Origin of the sequence: Paenibacillus sp. FSL F4-0125 (assembly GCF_038008565.1) — a bacterium.
Taxonomy (GTDB): Bacteria; Bacillota; Bacilli; order Paenibacillales; family Paenibacillaceae; genus Paenibacillus_AQ.
In genome coordinates, this window is record NZ_JBBOZJ010000001.1 from 6,440,570 (window position 1) to 6,455,013 (window position 14,444).

Consider the following 14,444-nt stretch of genomic DNA (forward strand, 5'->3'; position numbering starts at 1 on the left):
CAATGCAACAACACTGTAACCCCAGATGTAACCAAATCTATTAGAGGCTTAAGTATAATCGTAAGAGTGATAGCGGAAAACAACACCTATCGAACTACATAAGCCCATTAATGGGAAGGAGAAATATAACCATGAATAAAACAATGAAATGGACGACTGCTGTATTAGCTGCTGGAGTATTACTTGGAGGATCGGGACTAGTAGGAGGAACTTTTGTTAATGCCGCAGCTACCGGAGGAAATACCGTAAAACAAGCCACTCAACAGCCTTCTGTAGTGCTTAAATATAAAGGCCAAGTCTTAACACAGCAAGGGAAAATCGTAGACGGAAATACCATGATTCCTTTAACTGTATTGCGTGATGCCTTTGGTCTTGCCATTGATTATAATTCAACCACTAGAACTTACAGTGTGGGCAGCGACTCGATGAAGCTTAACCTAGAGGTTTCTGACTATGGCGTCAGCACAGATTTGAATGGATACTATATTTATAGTATGACCGGAAATCATGAAGCGAAGATGATCAATGACCGCCTATATGTCCCATTCAAGCTGTTAAATGATTATTTAGGGATTCAAGGCGTATATAATCCAGTCCAGAAATCACTAGAACTTAGTAAGCTGGTGATGAATGATATCAAGATTACCTCTGTTACCTTGGATAAGAGCAATAAAAATGCTACTATTCAGATTCAGTATCCAAAAATCAGTGGTCTAACAGATGAAGTGCAAAACACGATTAATACAGCCTTCAAAAAAGAAGCTGAACGATTCGCTTCAGAGGCTGAGAAAGAAGCCAGCCGTAGAGATGGCACGATAGAGCATAAATATGACTACTCTCAAACTTATGTTGTCACCTTTAACCGTGAAGGCGTACTTAGTATTGTAGTCGATCAATATGGATATAGCGGTGGAGCACACGGCGGTACCATTCGCGAGGGACATACCTTCTCACTGAAGGATGGTAAGAAAATAGAACTTAAAGACCTGTTAAAAGCAGAACCGAACTACAAACAAAAACTAGATAAAATGTTGAAGCAAAGCACTAAGGATGTAGCTTTTCCGGAGTCAACTGGCGGTCTAACAGAGAAGCCTGCCTTCTTCGTCAGTGAAAGTGGCTTAGTTATCTTCTATCAACAATATGAAATCGCACCTTATGCAGCTGGAATCCCTACCTATACCTTTAATTTTAGTTCAATACTGCCTAAAGGCACTAATCCATTTGCTTCTTTCAAATAAATCACCACTAACGCAATGCAAAAAGCGCCTCAGCCAATCGGCTGAGGTGCTTTTTGTTATCTTTATTATTCTTCTAAACTGCCGGCTGGTCCAAAGAATTCAAAATGAATTCTCTCCTCCGGTACCTGCCATTCCTTGAGAGCCTTATAAATGGCCTTCATAAAAGGAGTCGGCCCACAGAAATAGAATTCAGCGTTCACGTCTGCTATTTCTTGAAGCCAAGAAAGATCAATATAACCAGATCTATTGCACTTATCTCCTTCTCCTGGAGATTCATAACATACATAGGAACTTAGAGCAGGATGAGATTGCGCTAAATCAGCCACCCTATCCTTCATAGCATGCAAGCTTCCATTGATGGCTGCATGAATATAGGTTACCTCGCGTTCTGGCTGTGCAGCAATGATTGTCTCCAGCATACTTACCATTGGAGTCAGCCCTACACCACCGCTGATTAGAACCACCGGAGTGTCACTAGTCTGATCCAGTATGAAATCGCCCGCTGGAGAGCCCACTTCTAATATCGATCCTACTTGGACGACATCATGGAGATAAGTAGATACGACGCCAGCAGGTTTATCTAGCCCTTCGCTCTCCCGTTTAACAGTGATACGGTAATACGCCTGATCTGGAGCACTGGACAAACTATAGTGGCGAACATGGGTATATTCCTCACCCTCTGGCTGAACACGAACCGTGATGTACTGACCCGGGGAATAAGAGGCGATCGCCCCTCCGTCCTCAGGAGACAGGTAAAAGGAAGTAATAAGCTCACTTTCTCTAACCTTCCGAGTGACGATAAAGTTTCTGAATCCACTCCAGCCTCCCAGCACTTCGGCAGCTTCACGATATTTTTCTGCTTCCACTCCTATGAAAGCATCTGCGATTACCCCATAAGCCTTAGCCCATGCATCTATAATTTCCGGTGTTGCCGCATCACCAAGCACTTTCCCAATCGCAGCTAACAAAGTCTCACCCACGATCGGATAATGCTCAGGCAATACACCCAGTGCTCGATGCTTCTCTGCAATCTGTTTTACCACCGGTAAGATATTTTCTAGCTGATCAATATTCATGGCCGCTGCAAGAACTGCATTAGCAAGCGCTGTCTGCTGTCTGCCTTGCCGCTGATTGGCATGATTAAATATATTCAATAGCTCTGGATGGTTTTCAAATAACATGCCATAAAAGGTCGTAGTAATGGTTGTTCCATGAACCTGCAATACAGGAACTGTTGATTTTATAATAGCAATCGTTTGTTGATCTAACATATGAATACCCCTCTCTCCTGCAATACAATAAGATAATTCCTCTATAAAAAGCATATAGAAGCTGCAAATAAGCGAGTGTGCGTTGAATCACTTTAGAATTTAATAAAATGTGAACAAGCAGAAAATGCAATGATATCCATCACAACCGAATGCCCAATCCAAAAAAAAAAAAAAGCCGCCCAAGCAGCTCACGTAGCTACCGGACAGCACTTTAGCTCTTATTTTGCCAGCTCCACAAAGCCTTCTCCGAACACATCTCTTACATCGTGAATGGCGATAAAAGCCTCTTTATCAATCGATCTTACGATCTTCTTAAGCATGGTCACTTCCTGCTTGCTAATGACAATATAGAGCAGCTCTTTGGGTTCTTTAGTATAATACCCTCGGCCATAAATAACTGTGACCCCTCTATCCATAATTCGATTAACTTGTTCAGCAATTTTATCCTGCTCTTTGGATACAATCGTAACGGCCTTCTTAGGATTCACTCCCTCAATAATGAAGTCCATCACCTTAGTCGCTATATAGAGCATCACGATCGTAAACATCAGACTTTGCACACCAATGATGAAATACGAAGCAAATACCACAACTAAATCGACCAAGAGAAGAGCGTAGCTAACGTTCCAATCCAAAAATTTATGCAGAATTCTGGCGATAATGGTTGACCCTGCGGTCGTCCCACCCACGCGTATGATCATTCCGATACCCACACCAGACAAGATGCCTCCAAATATTGCATTGATGATCAACTCATCGCTGGCGATATGCCAATTCTTTGTAAGAATCAAGAATAACGAATTAAAAAACACCGCAATAATTGTATATACCGTCGTCGTTTTGTCTAAAAATTTATAACCCACAATCAATAATAAAGCATTAAGAATCAAGCTAACAATACCTGGTGACCACTGATACAAATAGTATGTAATCATAGTCAATCCCGTTACCCCGCCTTCACCGAACTCGTTCGGAATCACAAACAAGTTAACGGCCAAAGAGAACAACAATGCTCCTACAATGATGGAAACAATATCCGAAATACGCTTTTTCATACCATGCCCCTTCTACCCTCTGTCTATATCTACCATCCACAAATACTAACACCGCTTCGATATAGTTGTAAACAATCCAGAAGAAACCAGCATTCTATATATGGCGTAACCGACTACCCCACCGCAAGTGTTTAAGATCAGATCATCCACATCAAAGGTGCCGATATACAATACCAATTGTGTTACTTCAAAGCTCAGACTCAGCGCAAAAGAGAGCATGAAGACTTTTCGGAATAACCTTTCTTTTTGTGAAAATAGCATAGGGACCATGATCCCAAACGGAATAAATGCCAGAAGATTGCCCACCAAATTAAGCGATGAAAACGGATCTGAAAATGACAGTTGCTCTATCCCTCGCGAGATCTCTTTAAAGGGTATATAGTTGCCCTGTCGATGAAAAATTCTGTCAGGATGCTCAAGCATACGCCCCGCCTGTTCCCAAAGTGATTGCAAGCTAAAAGGTGCCCCTTTAAATAAAATGATTCGGATCAAGAAATACATATAAATGATAAATATGGCTGCCAGCAATAATTTCATAGTAGACATGCTTTTAGGCTCTGTACTCATTGAACTGTAGTCACAATTACGCCATCCATATTGTCACCCGACGTTTTATATTGCCCTTTCTTTGGAATCTTAATACTTGTATATCCCGATATTGGATAATAGCTTACTGTATATGTTTTACCATCTACAACCGTTGAAATTTCACTATTCTCCTTCAAAAGATCTAAATATTGTTCCAGCACAATCCCCTTCTCATGAATGATTGCACTGTGCGGCAACCCGACATAACGGAAATGCCAAGGTTCATATTTAATCCCCGTAATCTCCGTTTTGTCTTTAGGATAGCGTAGAATAAAGCCATATTTCCAAGCATTGTTTTGCAGCCATTTGCCCTCAGGCGCTTTGCTCATTTCTGCTTGAGACGATCCGATGTCCAGTGATAAGCCTAAATTATGTTCACTATATTGTGCCGGTAAAGCATAGTCTGAACCTTTTTCCTCATACAATTTCTCTTGCTCATCAAAGTCCCTGTACCCACTGCTAATCAAAAAATGATTCACGCCGTCTTTCTCCGCAGCCTTGATCATCTTATTGAATTTAAGTGCTACACTTTCAGACAAACGAATAGAGGTATCTAGTAAACCATACCCTTGAACCAGATCCTTCTGATCATATAAGGTCACAATATCAGACTTCACGCTGTCCTCATGTACCGGATATTGTTTGTTCACCAGCAATAAATCTCCTTGATATACCTGATCTTGCGTAACCACCTTTATACTATCGCTATCTCTAATCGATCCTTTCCCGATCTTATCATTCTTATCAGCCAGATTACCCGTATCCGGTAAATAACGAGCGGCCGCATAACCAAGCAACAACACAATGATCATCAAAAAGCCCCACTTTTTCATCCGTAATGTCCTCCCATTTCCTCGATAGGAATAGAATAACGAAGACACTTTAAAGAAAAAGCAGGGCAATTATAAAGTTTTTCTTAAAATATACAAATCTCACTGCCTATCCAGTAAAGGTATATCCTACGCCCCAGATTGTCTTAATAAATTTATTCTTATTCATGTCTTCTCCAAGTTTTTTGCGCAAAGTACGGATATGCACCATGACCGTGTTGCCACTCTCATAATAAGCTTCTCCCCACACCTGTTGAAAAATGCTCTCTGCGCTAAACACCTGCTTGGGATGACTGGCTAATAAATGCAGAATATCAAACTCTTTCGGAGTTAAATCTATCACCTCGCCGTAAAGGGTGACGGTATGCTCCTCCGGTGAGATCATCAAGCCACCTACTTCAAGCACCGATTTTGGAATGGCTGCGGGCTGACTAAATTGTATAGAGCGGCGAAGTTGAGAATTAACGCGGGCTACTAATTCCATTGGATTGAACGGTTTGGTCATATAATCATCTGCGCCCATAACAAGTCCCGTGATCTTATCCAGATCAGAAGTCTTCGCACTTAAAAAGATAATCGGCAGATGATGCTGCTCCCGAATATGACGGGTTACCTCGTAGCCATCCAGCCCTGGCATCATAATATCCAGAATCGCCAGATCTACCGTTTGGGACTCAATAGCTTGTACCGCTGCCCGTCCATCCGATACTTTAATGATATGATACCCCTCTTTTTGCAAATGTAAGGCCACCAAATCGGCAATCTCCGCCTCATCATCCGCGATTAAAATCGTGATGCGCTTCATCTATATTTCACCCCTGTAGGTTTATGCTATATGATCTACATCCATTATACCCCAAACTTAAAAACCACTCCTAGGATGAAGTGGTTTCGATGAAATTAATAAAGAAAGGTCGATTTAAGATTCTGTACTACTGGCTTGTCGATACAGCTCACGGCTCTTATAACCCGCCCGTAGAATCATCTTCATTTCCTCTTTACGCTTAGCTCTTGTTGCCTCTTGTTTGGCACTATATACATATCGAGCCCAATCTTTACGATAGCCCGGGGTAAGCGATTGATAGATGGTAAGAAGATCCAGTGTATCTTTCAGATCTTCTTCCACATTTGGAATAAAAGAAATATAGTCTTCCACAGATTGACTTGGGGCATTGGAAAGCTGACCTTTACCCTTAGCGTCTTCTTTTAACCCCACAACGGTAAAGACATCGTCCAATCCAACCATGCGTGCAAATTTAATATGGCTTTCCCCGATGTAGCCATTCTCATCACTGCCCAGACCCTCTAGTAAGTCGTCACGATGAATAAAGGTTGGATACACTTTGTTTCCCTTTTTAGGATACGCCACAAAGAGATAGCCATTCTTACGAAGATGCTGATGTTCTATCACACGGTTCACTAGTTCTTGTAATGACGACATATCTAGTACAAAAGCAAATATAAGATCATATGCTCCATTTAGCGAAGTATCATAATCGGACAATTCAGCTAAATAATCAGAGCCCTCCGGTTTATCTAGAACAGCGACCTGGTCGTATTTCTGTAAATTCAAATTTTCTACTATGGTCTTAGCCAATCTGCTTCATCCCCCAAATATATTCGGACGCTTCTTCATCGTGATCATTATAGCCTAATCGCTACCTAATCTAAAACATTCTACGCGCCGTCACAAACCGCTTCTTCCACTTCTCGCTTAGAGCTTCATAATGAACGCCTTTCTCCTTGGAATACGTATGCAATATCTGATTATTTCCCGCATACATGGCAACATGACCAATGTCGAGACCACGTGCACTAAAGAACAATAAATCTCCTTTACGCAGCTCGTTGATCCCAACTTCCTTCCCTTCTTTGGCTTGATTATAGGAGGTGCGCGGCAGATCCACCGACAATACATCCTCAAATAAATGCCCTACGAAAGAAGAGCAGTCGAATGTAGACGTCTGGTTCGTTGCTGCACCAAATTCATAAGGGGTTCCCAGATACTTCTCGCCGTAAGCAAGCAGTGCGCTTCCCTGTTTCTCAGCGAGCGACTCACTAGTATAATTGCTATATTTGGGTTTAGCGGATATGTATCCCGTCTTGTTGTCTTGCGTTCGCACTTCTAACCAGAAAGCATCCACTTCCCTAATCACATGTACCTTCTCACCTGCAGACAACATTTGCTGAACACCTGATTGGTCCGATGAATTTGGCGAACTGCGCAGATTAACCCCATAAAGAATCGTTGTATCGTAATTCATCGCTGAGTAGATGCGGACTATCCGAGTACTAGCCTCCCATTTCACGGTACTACCTAGAGCCTCACTGACAAAACGCAGCGGCATCATCGTGTTACCACCGACAACCTGGCCCGGGATGGTTAAGCTTAAGGCTTGTCCATTTTTGTTCGCGGTTAAATTTCCTATTTGATAGGTCAGCACCAGATTTCCCTTAGTGACCTTAACTGTTTTGGTATCATTGTTCCATGAAATCTTTGCTCCCTGTTCTTCAAACAGCTTACGCATGGGAACAAGCGTTGTACCGTTTATGAGCAAGGGCTGAGTCTCTAATTCAAGCTGCCGATCATCCAGAAAAACACCTGTAACCTGATTCAAAGGCGTTACCTCCGCATGGGCTGGAGCTGCATAGAGTATAGATGTAAGTAGTGCAAATAGAGTGGCTTTCTTATGAATCCTCATGATGTCATCACCTCGTTGATTGATATGTTCAATTGTTATTACTAAAAAAAGGGTAATTAGTTTTGTTACAATTATTGGGGTTGCCGTCTAGCTACAGCTCAAACCATATAAAAAAAAGGACTGCGGTCACCTTTCGGTACCACAGCCCTCTTGTTAATCCACTTCAAAAATAGAATCGATAATGATCGGAAGATTATCCCTTACAGAAACAGCGCCCAATACCGAACGTGCATGACTGCCTTTGTCTCCGAATACCTCCAGCATTAAATCAGAACAACCATTGAGTACTTTATGATGTTCTTCGAATAAGGGATCGGCATTCACAAATCCTTGAATTTTGATCACTCGCTTCACTTTATCCAAGGAGCCTAAAGCTGACTCAAGGACGGCAAGAATCTCAACCCCTGTCTGACGTGCATAATGATAGCCTTCTTCGGTAGTGAAATCTTGGCCCAGCTTCCCTTTGGGATGTCCGGCTGGTCCTTTGCCCGATACAAAGCATAATCCATTAACAATGACGTAGTTAGCATACTTTGCCGCCGGTTCACTAGCACTTGGCAGGACAATACCTAATTCTTCAAGTCTGTCCGCTATGATTCGATCCGTCACTTCAGTATCCCCCTCCAATTCACAACAGCTTCAATAAATTGGTAAGATCATACTAGTTAATCTGAATGGGGTCAATCCTATTTTGCTTCAACCTCTGCTTCCCATCTCGATATCTCAGCTCGAACAATGGGTGCTACTTCAGTACCCAATAGCTCAATAGCTTTCATTACATCCTTATGAGGCATCGTACCTAGCGGTACATGCAGCATAAATCGTGTAATCCCTACGTGTTTGCGTAGGTGAATGATTTTTTCAGCAACAGTATCTGGATCTCCTACATATAAAGCGCCTTCGAATCTACGAGCCGCATCATAGCTCGCCCGACTGTAATGACCCCATCCGCGCTCCCGGCCAATCACGTTCATGCTGGCCTGTGTAGAAGGAAAGAACATATCGGCAGCAAGCTGATTATCTTCTGCAATAAAGCCGTGTGAGTGTGAGGCAACCGGGAGCTTCGATACATCATGTCCTGCTTGGGCTGCCGCTTTCTTATAGAGCTTCACCAGTGGAGCAAACTGCAGCGGACTGCCTCCGATTATCGCGAGCACAAGAGGTAGCCCGAGCAGGCCTGCACGAATCACAGATTCTGTATTGCCGCCACTGCCAATCCATACAGGCAAAGGATTCTGAACAGGGCGTGGATAAATGCCCAGATTATTAATGGCAGGACGGTGATTTCCACTCCAGGTTACTTTTTCGGATGCCGTTAACTTTAATAACAGGTCCAGCTTCTCATCGAATAACTCATCGTAGTCATTTAAATCGTATCCAAAGAGCGGGAAAGATTCGATAAAGGAACCCCGGCCTGCCATGATTTCCGCTCGTCCATTTGAGATTCCATCGAGTGTTGCGAAATCCTGAAATACACGTACTGGATCAGCAGAGGAAAGCACGGTTACCGCACTGGTCAACCGAATTCGTGTCGTCTGTGAGGCAGCCGCAGCCAGCAAAACTGCTGGAGAAGATACGGCATAATCTTTTCGATGATGCTCACCCACACCAAATATATCTAAGCCCACCTTATCCGCAAGAACAATCTCCTCTACTACCTCGCGCAATCGCTCCGCATGACTTATTAATTCACCCGTTTGAACATCCGGTGTTGTTTCTACGAACGTACTGATTCCTATTTCCACTTACAAATCCCCCTTAACTATAATTTTCTCTTCGAGTTGTTTGTTTGATTATAACACAAGTTACGGTCAAGTATAGCTAGGCATTAATGCCTAGCTCCAGCTTGTCCAAAAGCCTATTCTTAAAATTTGCAGAACATCACTGACAAATAGAGGATTTTGATGAAATATGTTGAAATGATCTAAAACAAGTAGCTTTCATGCTTGATATAGGAGGGACATATGCTTCAAAGAAACAAACACAAAAATTCCATAACGAAACAAACCTTCAACCCTGTTCGGGGCTCCTTAAAAATCGCCGTAATATATTTTATTGTAGGGTGCTTATGGATCCCCATAACAGATAAGGCCGTTTCCGCTTTTACGCGAGATCCGGAGTGGATAAGACTTATTAATATAATTAAAGGCTGGTTCTTTGTCCTCATAACAGCTTTGCTTATCTTTGCATTAATTCTAGGTACTCTGAAACGGATTAAAAGGATCGAGAAGAAACTGGATCTTGCCTATAGGGATAGGGTGTGCGCCCACGAAAATTTAGAAGCCGCCTATGAGGAAATCACAGCTACGGAAGAAGAACTCAGACAGCAATATGATCAGCTTATTGAGAATCAAGAGAAGCTAACCCTGAATGAAGAAAGAATGCATTACCTGGCGTATCATGATCTATTAACCGGCCTGCCTAATAAATTAGCTTTTTATGAGAATGGGCCTCGCATTTTGAAACTGAACAACATTGCAGCCTTAATGTTCATCGACATTGATTACTTCAAATATGTTAATGATACGATGGGCCATGAATTTGGCGATAGGCTAATTGTTAAGGTTAGTGAGAGGTTGGTGTCCCTGGTTGGGAGCAGTGGTGAAGTGTATCGTTTCGCCGGGGATGAATTTATCGTTCTTTTATATTCTATTGAGAACAGTCAGTGCATAACTAGCGTAGCCTCCCACATTATTGCCGGTTTTAAAGATGCGATTGAGATGGACGACAGTCTGTTGCATGTTAGCCTAAGCATCGGAATCAGTACTCACCCTGATCATGGCAGTAATATTATGGAGCTCCTTAAATCCGCAGACATTGCTATGTATAAAGCTAAAGACGCCGGCAAGGGCCAAATTATTGTGTTCGATCAACCGTTGAATGATACCTTCACTGAGCGAATGAACATTGAGAAGCAGTTATACAGTGCTTTAGAGAACAATGAGCTGGAAGTTTTCTATCAACCCCAGATTGATCTGACTCAGAATAGGGTGACCGGACTAGAGGCTCTTATGCGCTGGAACAATCCTATACTAGGCATGGTACCTCCAGACAAGTTTATCAAAATAGCAGAGGATTCCCATCTCATCATTCCTCTTGGAGCGTGGGTGCTCAGAACAGCCTGTACCTTTTTGAAAAACCTTCATGAACAAGGATTATCACATCTAACGATGTCTGTTAACATTTCAATGCTGCAGCTACTGCAAAGCGACTTCAATGAGCTAGTTCTTGACACCTTGCAAGCTTCCGGGCTAGAGCCTGAATACTTAGAGCTAGAGATTACAGAGAGTGTTCTGGTTGAATCCTACGAATATGTGAGCAGTAAGCTGACTGAACTCAGAGCCCACAATATCAAAATTGCATTGGACGACTTTGGTACCGGGTATTCCTCCTTAAGTTATCTTACACACATGCCGATCTCTACTTTGAAAATAGACAAGTCCTTTATTGATTCCATTCGAACAGGGACACATCAAGCCGTTCTCGTTGAACAAATTATTATGATTGGTAAACGCATGAATATGTGTGTGATTGCAGAAGGTGTGGAGCAAACCGTACAACTCGATTATCTACAAGAGCAAGGCTGCGATAAAATTCAAGGTTACTTGTTCAGTAAGCCACAGTCCGCACAGAGTGTAAAAGAGCTGCTAACCGAGTGGGAGAAGGTTTCGAGCTTAAATGAATAAAGATGAACCTATTTTTTTATATAAGAAGGTGTTACCTAATTGAATGTCATGACATGGATTGACCTATCATTATTCTTCGTTCTGTTCGCTCTATTCATCTACATATTTATTTCCGTAACAATCACTAACTTACATAAGGTGTACTTGATTTTTCATTTTACTATGATGCTATGGCCTTTCTGTCAATTTGCTCTCAAAACTACAGCGGATCCCGATGTTCAATTATTTTATGTGAAGCTCGCTTTTATTGACTCGATCCTGTTAACGATTGGATGGCTTCTTTTTACGATATTCCTCACTGGTAAATCATACCTCCTTCGAAAAAAGAAAACTCTGATCCTATACATTGTGGCAGCATTCATCTTAATAGGCGTGATCGTCAATCCGAAGCAAAGCTTTGTACTGCCTATGCATGGTGGATATGTTGAAAGATCCTATGGACCGCTTTTTTGGCTGTTTATTCTCTTTTTAATCACCACCATTATTTTTTCTCTGTATATCATCTATTCAGCGCTTATATCAAACGCCACCCAGCGGATCAAAAAACAGGTTACTCATGTACTCAAGGGTGTACTAGTGTTGACTGTATTTGTATTACTGGATGTCTTTCTTAATGTGGTGCTGTTTAAATCTCAGCCGGTGATTCCCGGGATGACCTCTCTGGGGATACTAATCTCTGCTATCTTTTTCGTCATCGCCATTCATCGCGATAAAATATTTGATCTCGTAACCATCGCCCATCAGGATATCATTGACACACTCACACTAGGTATTCTTGTACTGGATGATAACGAGACTGTGGTAGAGATCAATCGATCGCTTTTGCCAAAAATCAACCTACAGATCGGTGATCGCTTCGACTTATCGGCGCTAACACCTATGGAGCAGACTGCCAGCGCTTTCCGATTGTTTCAACATACATATCTTAAACAGCCCATGGAGAGAACCGAAGTTGAAGTATTCTACACCTCGCTCCAAGCATACATCAATATTACAGCGGCACCCATTGTCGTAGGCGAGATCATGGTTGGACGGATTCTCACTTTTCAGGATAGAAGCGAGCTGCATCGCCTCATTGCTGAGACTAATCATCAGAACGAGATACTGCAAGAGCGTAATCTGGCATTAATTCAAATCCAAAATAAGCTTTCTCAGACCAACCAAAAACTTAAGCTGATGGCCATAACCGACAGCTTAACAGGTTGTTATAACCGTCATTACTTAACGCAGCACTTAGAGCATGAGATCATAGAAAACATGATATTGAAGCAGCCCTTTGCCATCATTCTACTGGATATCGACTTTTTCAAAACGGTGAATGACAATTACGGCCATTTAGTCGGCGATGTTGTAATTTGCAGTACGGTAGAGGTCATTAAGCAATCGCTGAGGGAGACGGATATCCTGGCACGGTATGGCGGTGAAGAGTTTATCGTCTATTTACCAAATACGAACCATACACAAGCAAACCGCTGGGCAGAGCATATTAAGTTCATGATAGAGGCCAATAAAGTACATGTGGATGAGGTAGCTCATTCTGTATCCATTACTGTAAGCATGGGGCTATTGTCTATTAATAATTTTGCGGAGCAGTATACAGAAAGCCCGACCAATCAACTAAATGATTTATTCGAATCTGTGGACAAAGCCTTATATCAAGCCAAAAATGCAGGACGAAACCAAATTGTTGAGATCATAAGATGACGCGTGTTCAAATACTGTCACAAAAAAAGAATCAGCCTACTTCTATCGAAGGTAAGCTGATTCTTTCTTTTTATATCTTTTTAACAAATTCAGATTTTAATTTCATAGCTCCAAATCCGTCAATTTTGCAATCAATATCATGATCTCCGTCCACTAAACGGATGTTTTTAACTTTGGTACCAATCTTCAGAACGGATGAGCTTCCTTTTACCTTAAGGTCTTTGATTACAGTTACTGAGTCACCGTCGTTTAATACATTGCCGTTGGCATCTTTGATAACCTTTTGATCTTCACTATTCTCAGACTCTGATTCTAATGTCCACTCATGTGCACATTCCGGGCAAACTAGTAGACTTCCATCTTCATAAGTGTACTCAGAATTACATTTCGGGCAGTTTGGTAAATTAGACATCGTTTCATTTTCTCCAATCGTAGTTCAAATTCTAGCTCTCTTACGGCTAACCTATAAAAGTATATTTCATATCCAGTAAGGATTCCACTATTTCGAAACAGTAATTTTGCTCTACACTTCCTAATTCCCGCATACAATAGACTACTAAATATTATCTTGTATATACTTTCACAATTGACTATGATAATAATGTCAAATTTTCATGTAAATACATAGGAGAGTGAACAATGATTAGTCAAAGAAGTGTCGCATTTTCCATTATATTGTCATTAATTACATGTGGAATATACGGAATATTTTGGTTTATTGTTCTAACCAATGACGTAGGGAAGCTAAGCGGAGACTACACATTTACAGGAGGAAAGCATTTCCTTCTGACATTGATTACTTGCGGGATATGGAGCCTTGTTTGGGCCTATCAGATCGGTAAACATGTTGCAGAAGCTCAAAGACAACGCGGCCAACTCGTATCCGATAATTCAGCTCTTTATGTGATCCTTACAATCTTTAGTTTTGGTATTGTCACATACGCTTTGGTGCAATCAGATGTTAATAAATTGGTCTAATTTAACCAATTATAAGAGGACACACCCTAAACTATTTTGGAGTGTGTCCCTAAGTCTCCTAGGCTTACTCTATTTCACCGTATGGATGCCCTTAACCAATATGGGTATACCTTGTTTATTTCATGAGTGGACTGGATTTTATTGTCCTGGATGTGGAATCACAAGAGTTATTCTATCCTTGTTGAGATTCGACTTCGTTCAAGCGTTCAGATTTAACCCGTTGCTATTTGTTCTAGCACCTCTGTATATGCTGTACTTGTTCACTGAGAAAAAGCGTATCCAGCCTCTTAGCCATGTAATTATGGCTGCGATGTTGATCCTGACTGTTACATTTGGAGTACTGAGAAATTTCCCGCTATTTGATTATTTGGCCCCTACAGTAATTCGTTAGC

General features: G+C 41.7%; 15 protein-coding genes. 5 read left to right on the plus strand and 10 right to left on the minus strand.

Annotated elements, in window-relative coordinates; translation table 11 throughout:
• The first annotated feature begins 131 nt into the window (after positions 1 to 131).
• Positions 132 to 1,238, plus strand: coding sequence for a PdaC/SigV domain-containing protein (locus NST74_RS28700; RefSeq protein WP_341115641.1), 1,107 nt, complete (start codon positions 132 to 134; stop codon positions 1,236 to 1,238).
• A 65-nt stretch (positions 1,239 to 1,303) separates the two neighbouring features.
• Here NST74_RS28700 and hmpA read toward each other — a convergent pair whose 3' ends face one another.
• The 9 genes from hmpA to NST74_RS28745 form a co-directional block, all read right to left on the minus strand.
• On the minus strand, positions 1,304 to 2,509 hold the full coding sequence (hmpA, locus tag NST74_RS28705) for an NO-inducible flavohemoprotein (RefSeq protein WP_341115642.1): 1,206 nt from the start codon (positions 2,507 to 2,509) through the stop codon (positions 1,304 to 1,306).
• A gap of 218 nt (positions 2,510 to 2,727) precedes the next feature.
• Positions 2,728 to 3,564 (minus strand): YitT family protein, encoded by an 837-nt coding sequence (locus tag NST74_RS28710; RefSeq protein WP_076120334.1) that lies wholly within the window; start codon positions 3,562 to 3,564, stop codon positions 2,728 to 2,730.
• Between the two features lie 45 nt (positions 3,565 to 3,609).
• Positions 3,610 to 4,131: a VanZ family protein gene (locus NST74_RS28715; RefSeq protein WP_341115643.1), complete on the minus strand. Its 522-nt coding sequence runs from the start codon at positions 4,129 to 4,131 to the stop codon at positions 3,610 to 3,612.
• Positions 4,128 to 4,985, minus strand: coding sequence for a M15 family metallopeptidase (locus NST74_RS28720; protein ID WP_341115644.1), 858 nt, complete (start codon positions 4,983 to 4,985; stop codon positions 4,128 to 4,130). The genes NST74_RS28715 and NST74_RS28720 overlap by 4 nt, the downstream gene beginning before the upstream one ends.
• A gap of 106 nt (positions 4,986 to 5,091) precedes the next feature.
• On the minus strand, positions 5,092 to 5,787 hold the full coding sequence (locus tag NST74_RS28725; protein ID WP_042131576.1) for a response regulator transcription factor: 696 nt from the start codon (positions 5,785 to 5,787) through the stop codon (positions 5,092 to 5,094).
• A gap of 114 nt (positions 5,788 to 5,901) precedes the next feature.
• Positions 5,902 to 6,579 (minus strand): YdeI/OmpD-associated family protein, encoded by a 678-nt coding sequence (locus NST74_RS28730; protein ID WP_341115645.1) that lies wholly within the window; start codon positions 6,577 to 6,579, stop codon positions 5,902 to 5,904.
• Between the two features lie 70 nt (positions 6,580 to 6,649).
• Positions 6,650 to 7,684 carry a C40 family peptidase gene (locus NST74_RS28735; protein ID WP_341115646.1) on the minus strand — a complete coding sequence of 345 codons (1,035 nt, stop codon included), beginning with the start codon at positions 7,682 to 7,684 and terminating at the stop codon, positions 6,650 to 6,652.
• A gap of 153 nt (positions 7,685 to 7,837) precedes the next feature.
• Positions 7,838 to 8,293: a RidA family protein gene (locus NST74_RS28740; protein WP_341115647.1), complete on the minus strand. Its 456-nt coding sequence runs from the start codon at positions 8,291 to 8,293 to the stop codon at positions 7,838 to 7,840.
• 77 nt (positions 8,294 to 8,370) lie between these two features.
• A complete protein-coding gene (locus tag NST74_RS28745) occupies positions 8,371 to 9,429 on the minus strand; it encodes an LLM class flavin-dependent oxidoreductase (RefSeq protein ID WP_341115648.1) in 1,059 nt (352 codons plus the stop codon).
• A 219-nt stretch (positions 9,430 to 9,648) separates the two neighbouring features.
• Here NST74_RS28745 and NST74_RS28750 point away from each other — a divergent pair, with 219 nt between their 5' ends.
• Together NST74_RS28750 and NST74_RS28755 are read left to right on the plus strand one after the other, a co-directional pair.
• Positions 9,649 to 11,370, plus strand: a complete 1,722-nt coding sequence (locus NST74_RS28750) for a putative bifunctional diguanylate cyclase/phosphodiesterase (RefSeq protein ID WP_341115649.1) — start codon at positions 9,649 to 9,651, stop codon at positions 11,368 to 11,370.
• Positions 11,371 to 11,418: 48 nt separating this feature from the next.
• Positions 11,419 to 13,074 carry a histidine kinase N-terminal 7TM domain-containing diguanylate cyclase gene (locus NST74_RS28755; RefSeq protein WP_341115650.1) on the plus strand — a complete coding sequence of 552 codons (1,656 nt, stop codon included), beginning with the start codon at positions 11,419 to 11,421 and terminating at the stop codon, positions 13,072 to 13,074.
• A gap of 70 nt (positions 13,075 to 13,144) precedes the next feature.
• Here the strand turns inward: NST74_RS28755 and NST74_RS28760 are convergent, their stop codons facing one another.
• A complete protein-coding gene (locus tag NST74_RS28760) occupies positions 13,145 to 13,486 on the minus strand; it encodes a zinc ribbon domain-containing protein YjdM (protein WP_042131582.1) in 342 nt (113 codons plus the stop codon).
• Positions 13,487 to 13,713: 227 nt separating this feature from the next.
• Here NST74_RS28760 and NST74_RS28765 point away from each other — a divergent pair, with 227 nt between their 5' ends.
• A complete protein-coding gene (locus tag NST74_RS28765) occupies positions 13,714 to 14,052 on the plus strand; it encodes a DUF4234 domain-containing protein (RefSeq protein ID WP_094875359.1) in 339 nt (112 codons plus the stop codon).
• 100 nt (positions 14,053 to 14,152) lie between these two features.
• A complete protein-coding gene (locus NST74_RS28770; RefSeq protein ID WP_231574313.1) occupies positions 14,153 to 14,443 on the plus strand; it encodes a DUF2752 domain-containing protein in 291 nt (96 codons plus the stop codon).
• Position 14,444: the final 1 nt, after the last annotated feature.

Excerpts from the sequence above, each read along its gene's own strand:
- NST74_RS28700 (WP_341115641.1), top strand. The coding sequence starts at position 132 with ATGAATAAAACAATGAAATGGACGACTGCTGTATTAGCTGCTGGAGTA.
- hmpA (WP_341115642.1), bottom strand. The coding sequence starts at position 2,509 with ATGTTAGATCAACAAACGATTGCTATTATAAAATCAACAGTTCCTGTA.
- NST74_RS28710 (WP_076120334.1), bottom strand. The coding sequence starts at position 3,564 with ATGAAAAAGCGTATTTCGGATATTGTTTCCATCATTGTAGGAGCATTG.
- NST74_RS28715 (WP_341115643.1), bottom strand. The coding sequence starts at position 4,131 with ATGAGTACAGAGCCTAAAAGCATGTCTACTATGAAATTATTGCTGGCA.
- NST74_RS28720 (WP_341115644.1), bottom strand. The coding sequence starts at position 4,985 with ATGAAAAAGTGGGGCTTTTTGATGATCATTGTGTTGTTGCTTGGTTAT.
- NST74_RS28725 (WP_042131576.1), bottom strand. The coding sequence starts at position 5,787 with ATGAAGCGCATCACGATTTTAATCGCGGATGATGAGGCGGAGATTGCC.
- NST74_RS28735 (WP_341115646.1), bottom strand. The coding sequence starts at position 7,684 with ATGAGGATTCATAAGAAAGCCACTCTATTTGCACTACTTACATCTATA.
- NST74_RS28750 (WP_341115649.1), top strand. The coding sequence starts at position 9,649 with ATGCTTCAAAGAAACAAACACAAAAATTCCATAACGAAACAAACCTTC.
- NST74_RS28755 (WP_341115650.1), top strand. The coding sequence starts at position 11,419 with ATGACATGGATTGACCTATCATTATTCTTCGTTCTGTTCGCTCTATTC.
- NST74_RS28760 (WP_042131582.1), bottom strand. The coding sequence starts at position 13,486 with ATGTCTAATTTACCAAACTGCCCGAAATGTAATTCTGAGTACACTTAT.
- NST74_RS28765 (WP_094875359.1), top strand. The coding sequence starts at position 13,714 with ATGATTAGTCAAAGAAGTGTCGCATTTTCCATTATATTGTCATTAATT.
- NST74_RS28770 (WP_231574313.1), top strand. The coding sequence starts at position 14,153 with ATGGGTATACCTTGTTTATTTCATGAGTGGACTGGATTTTATTGTCCT.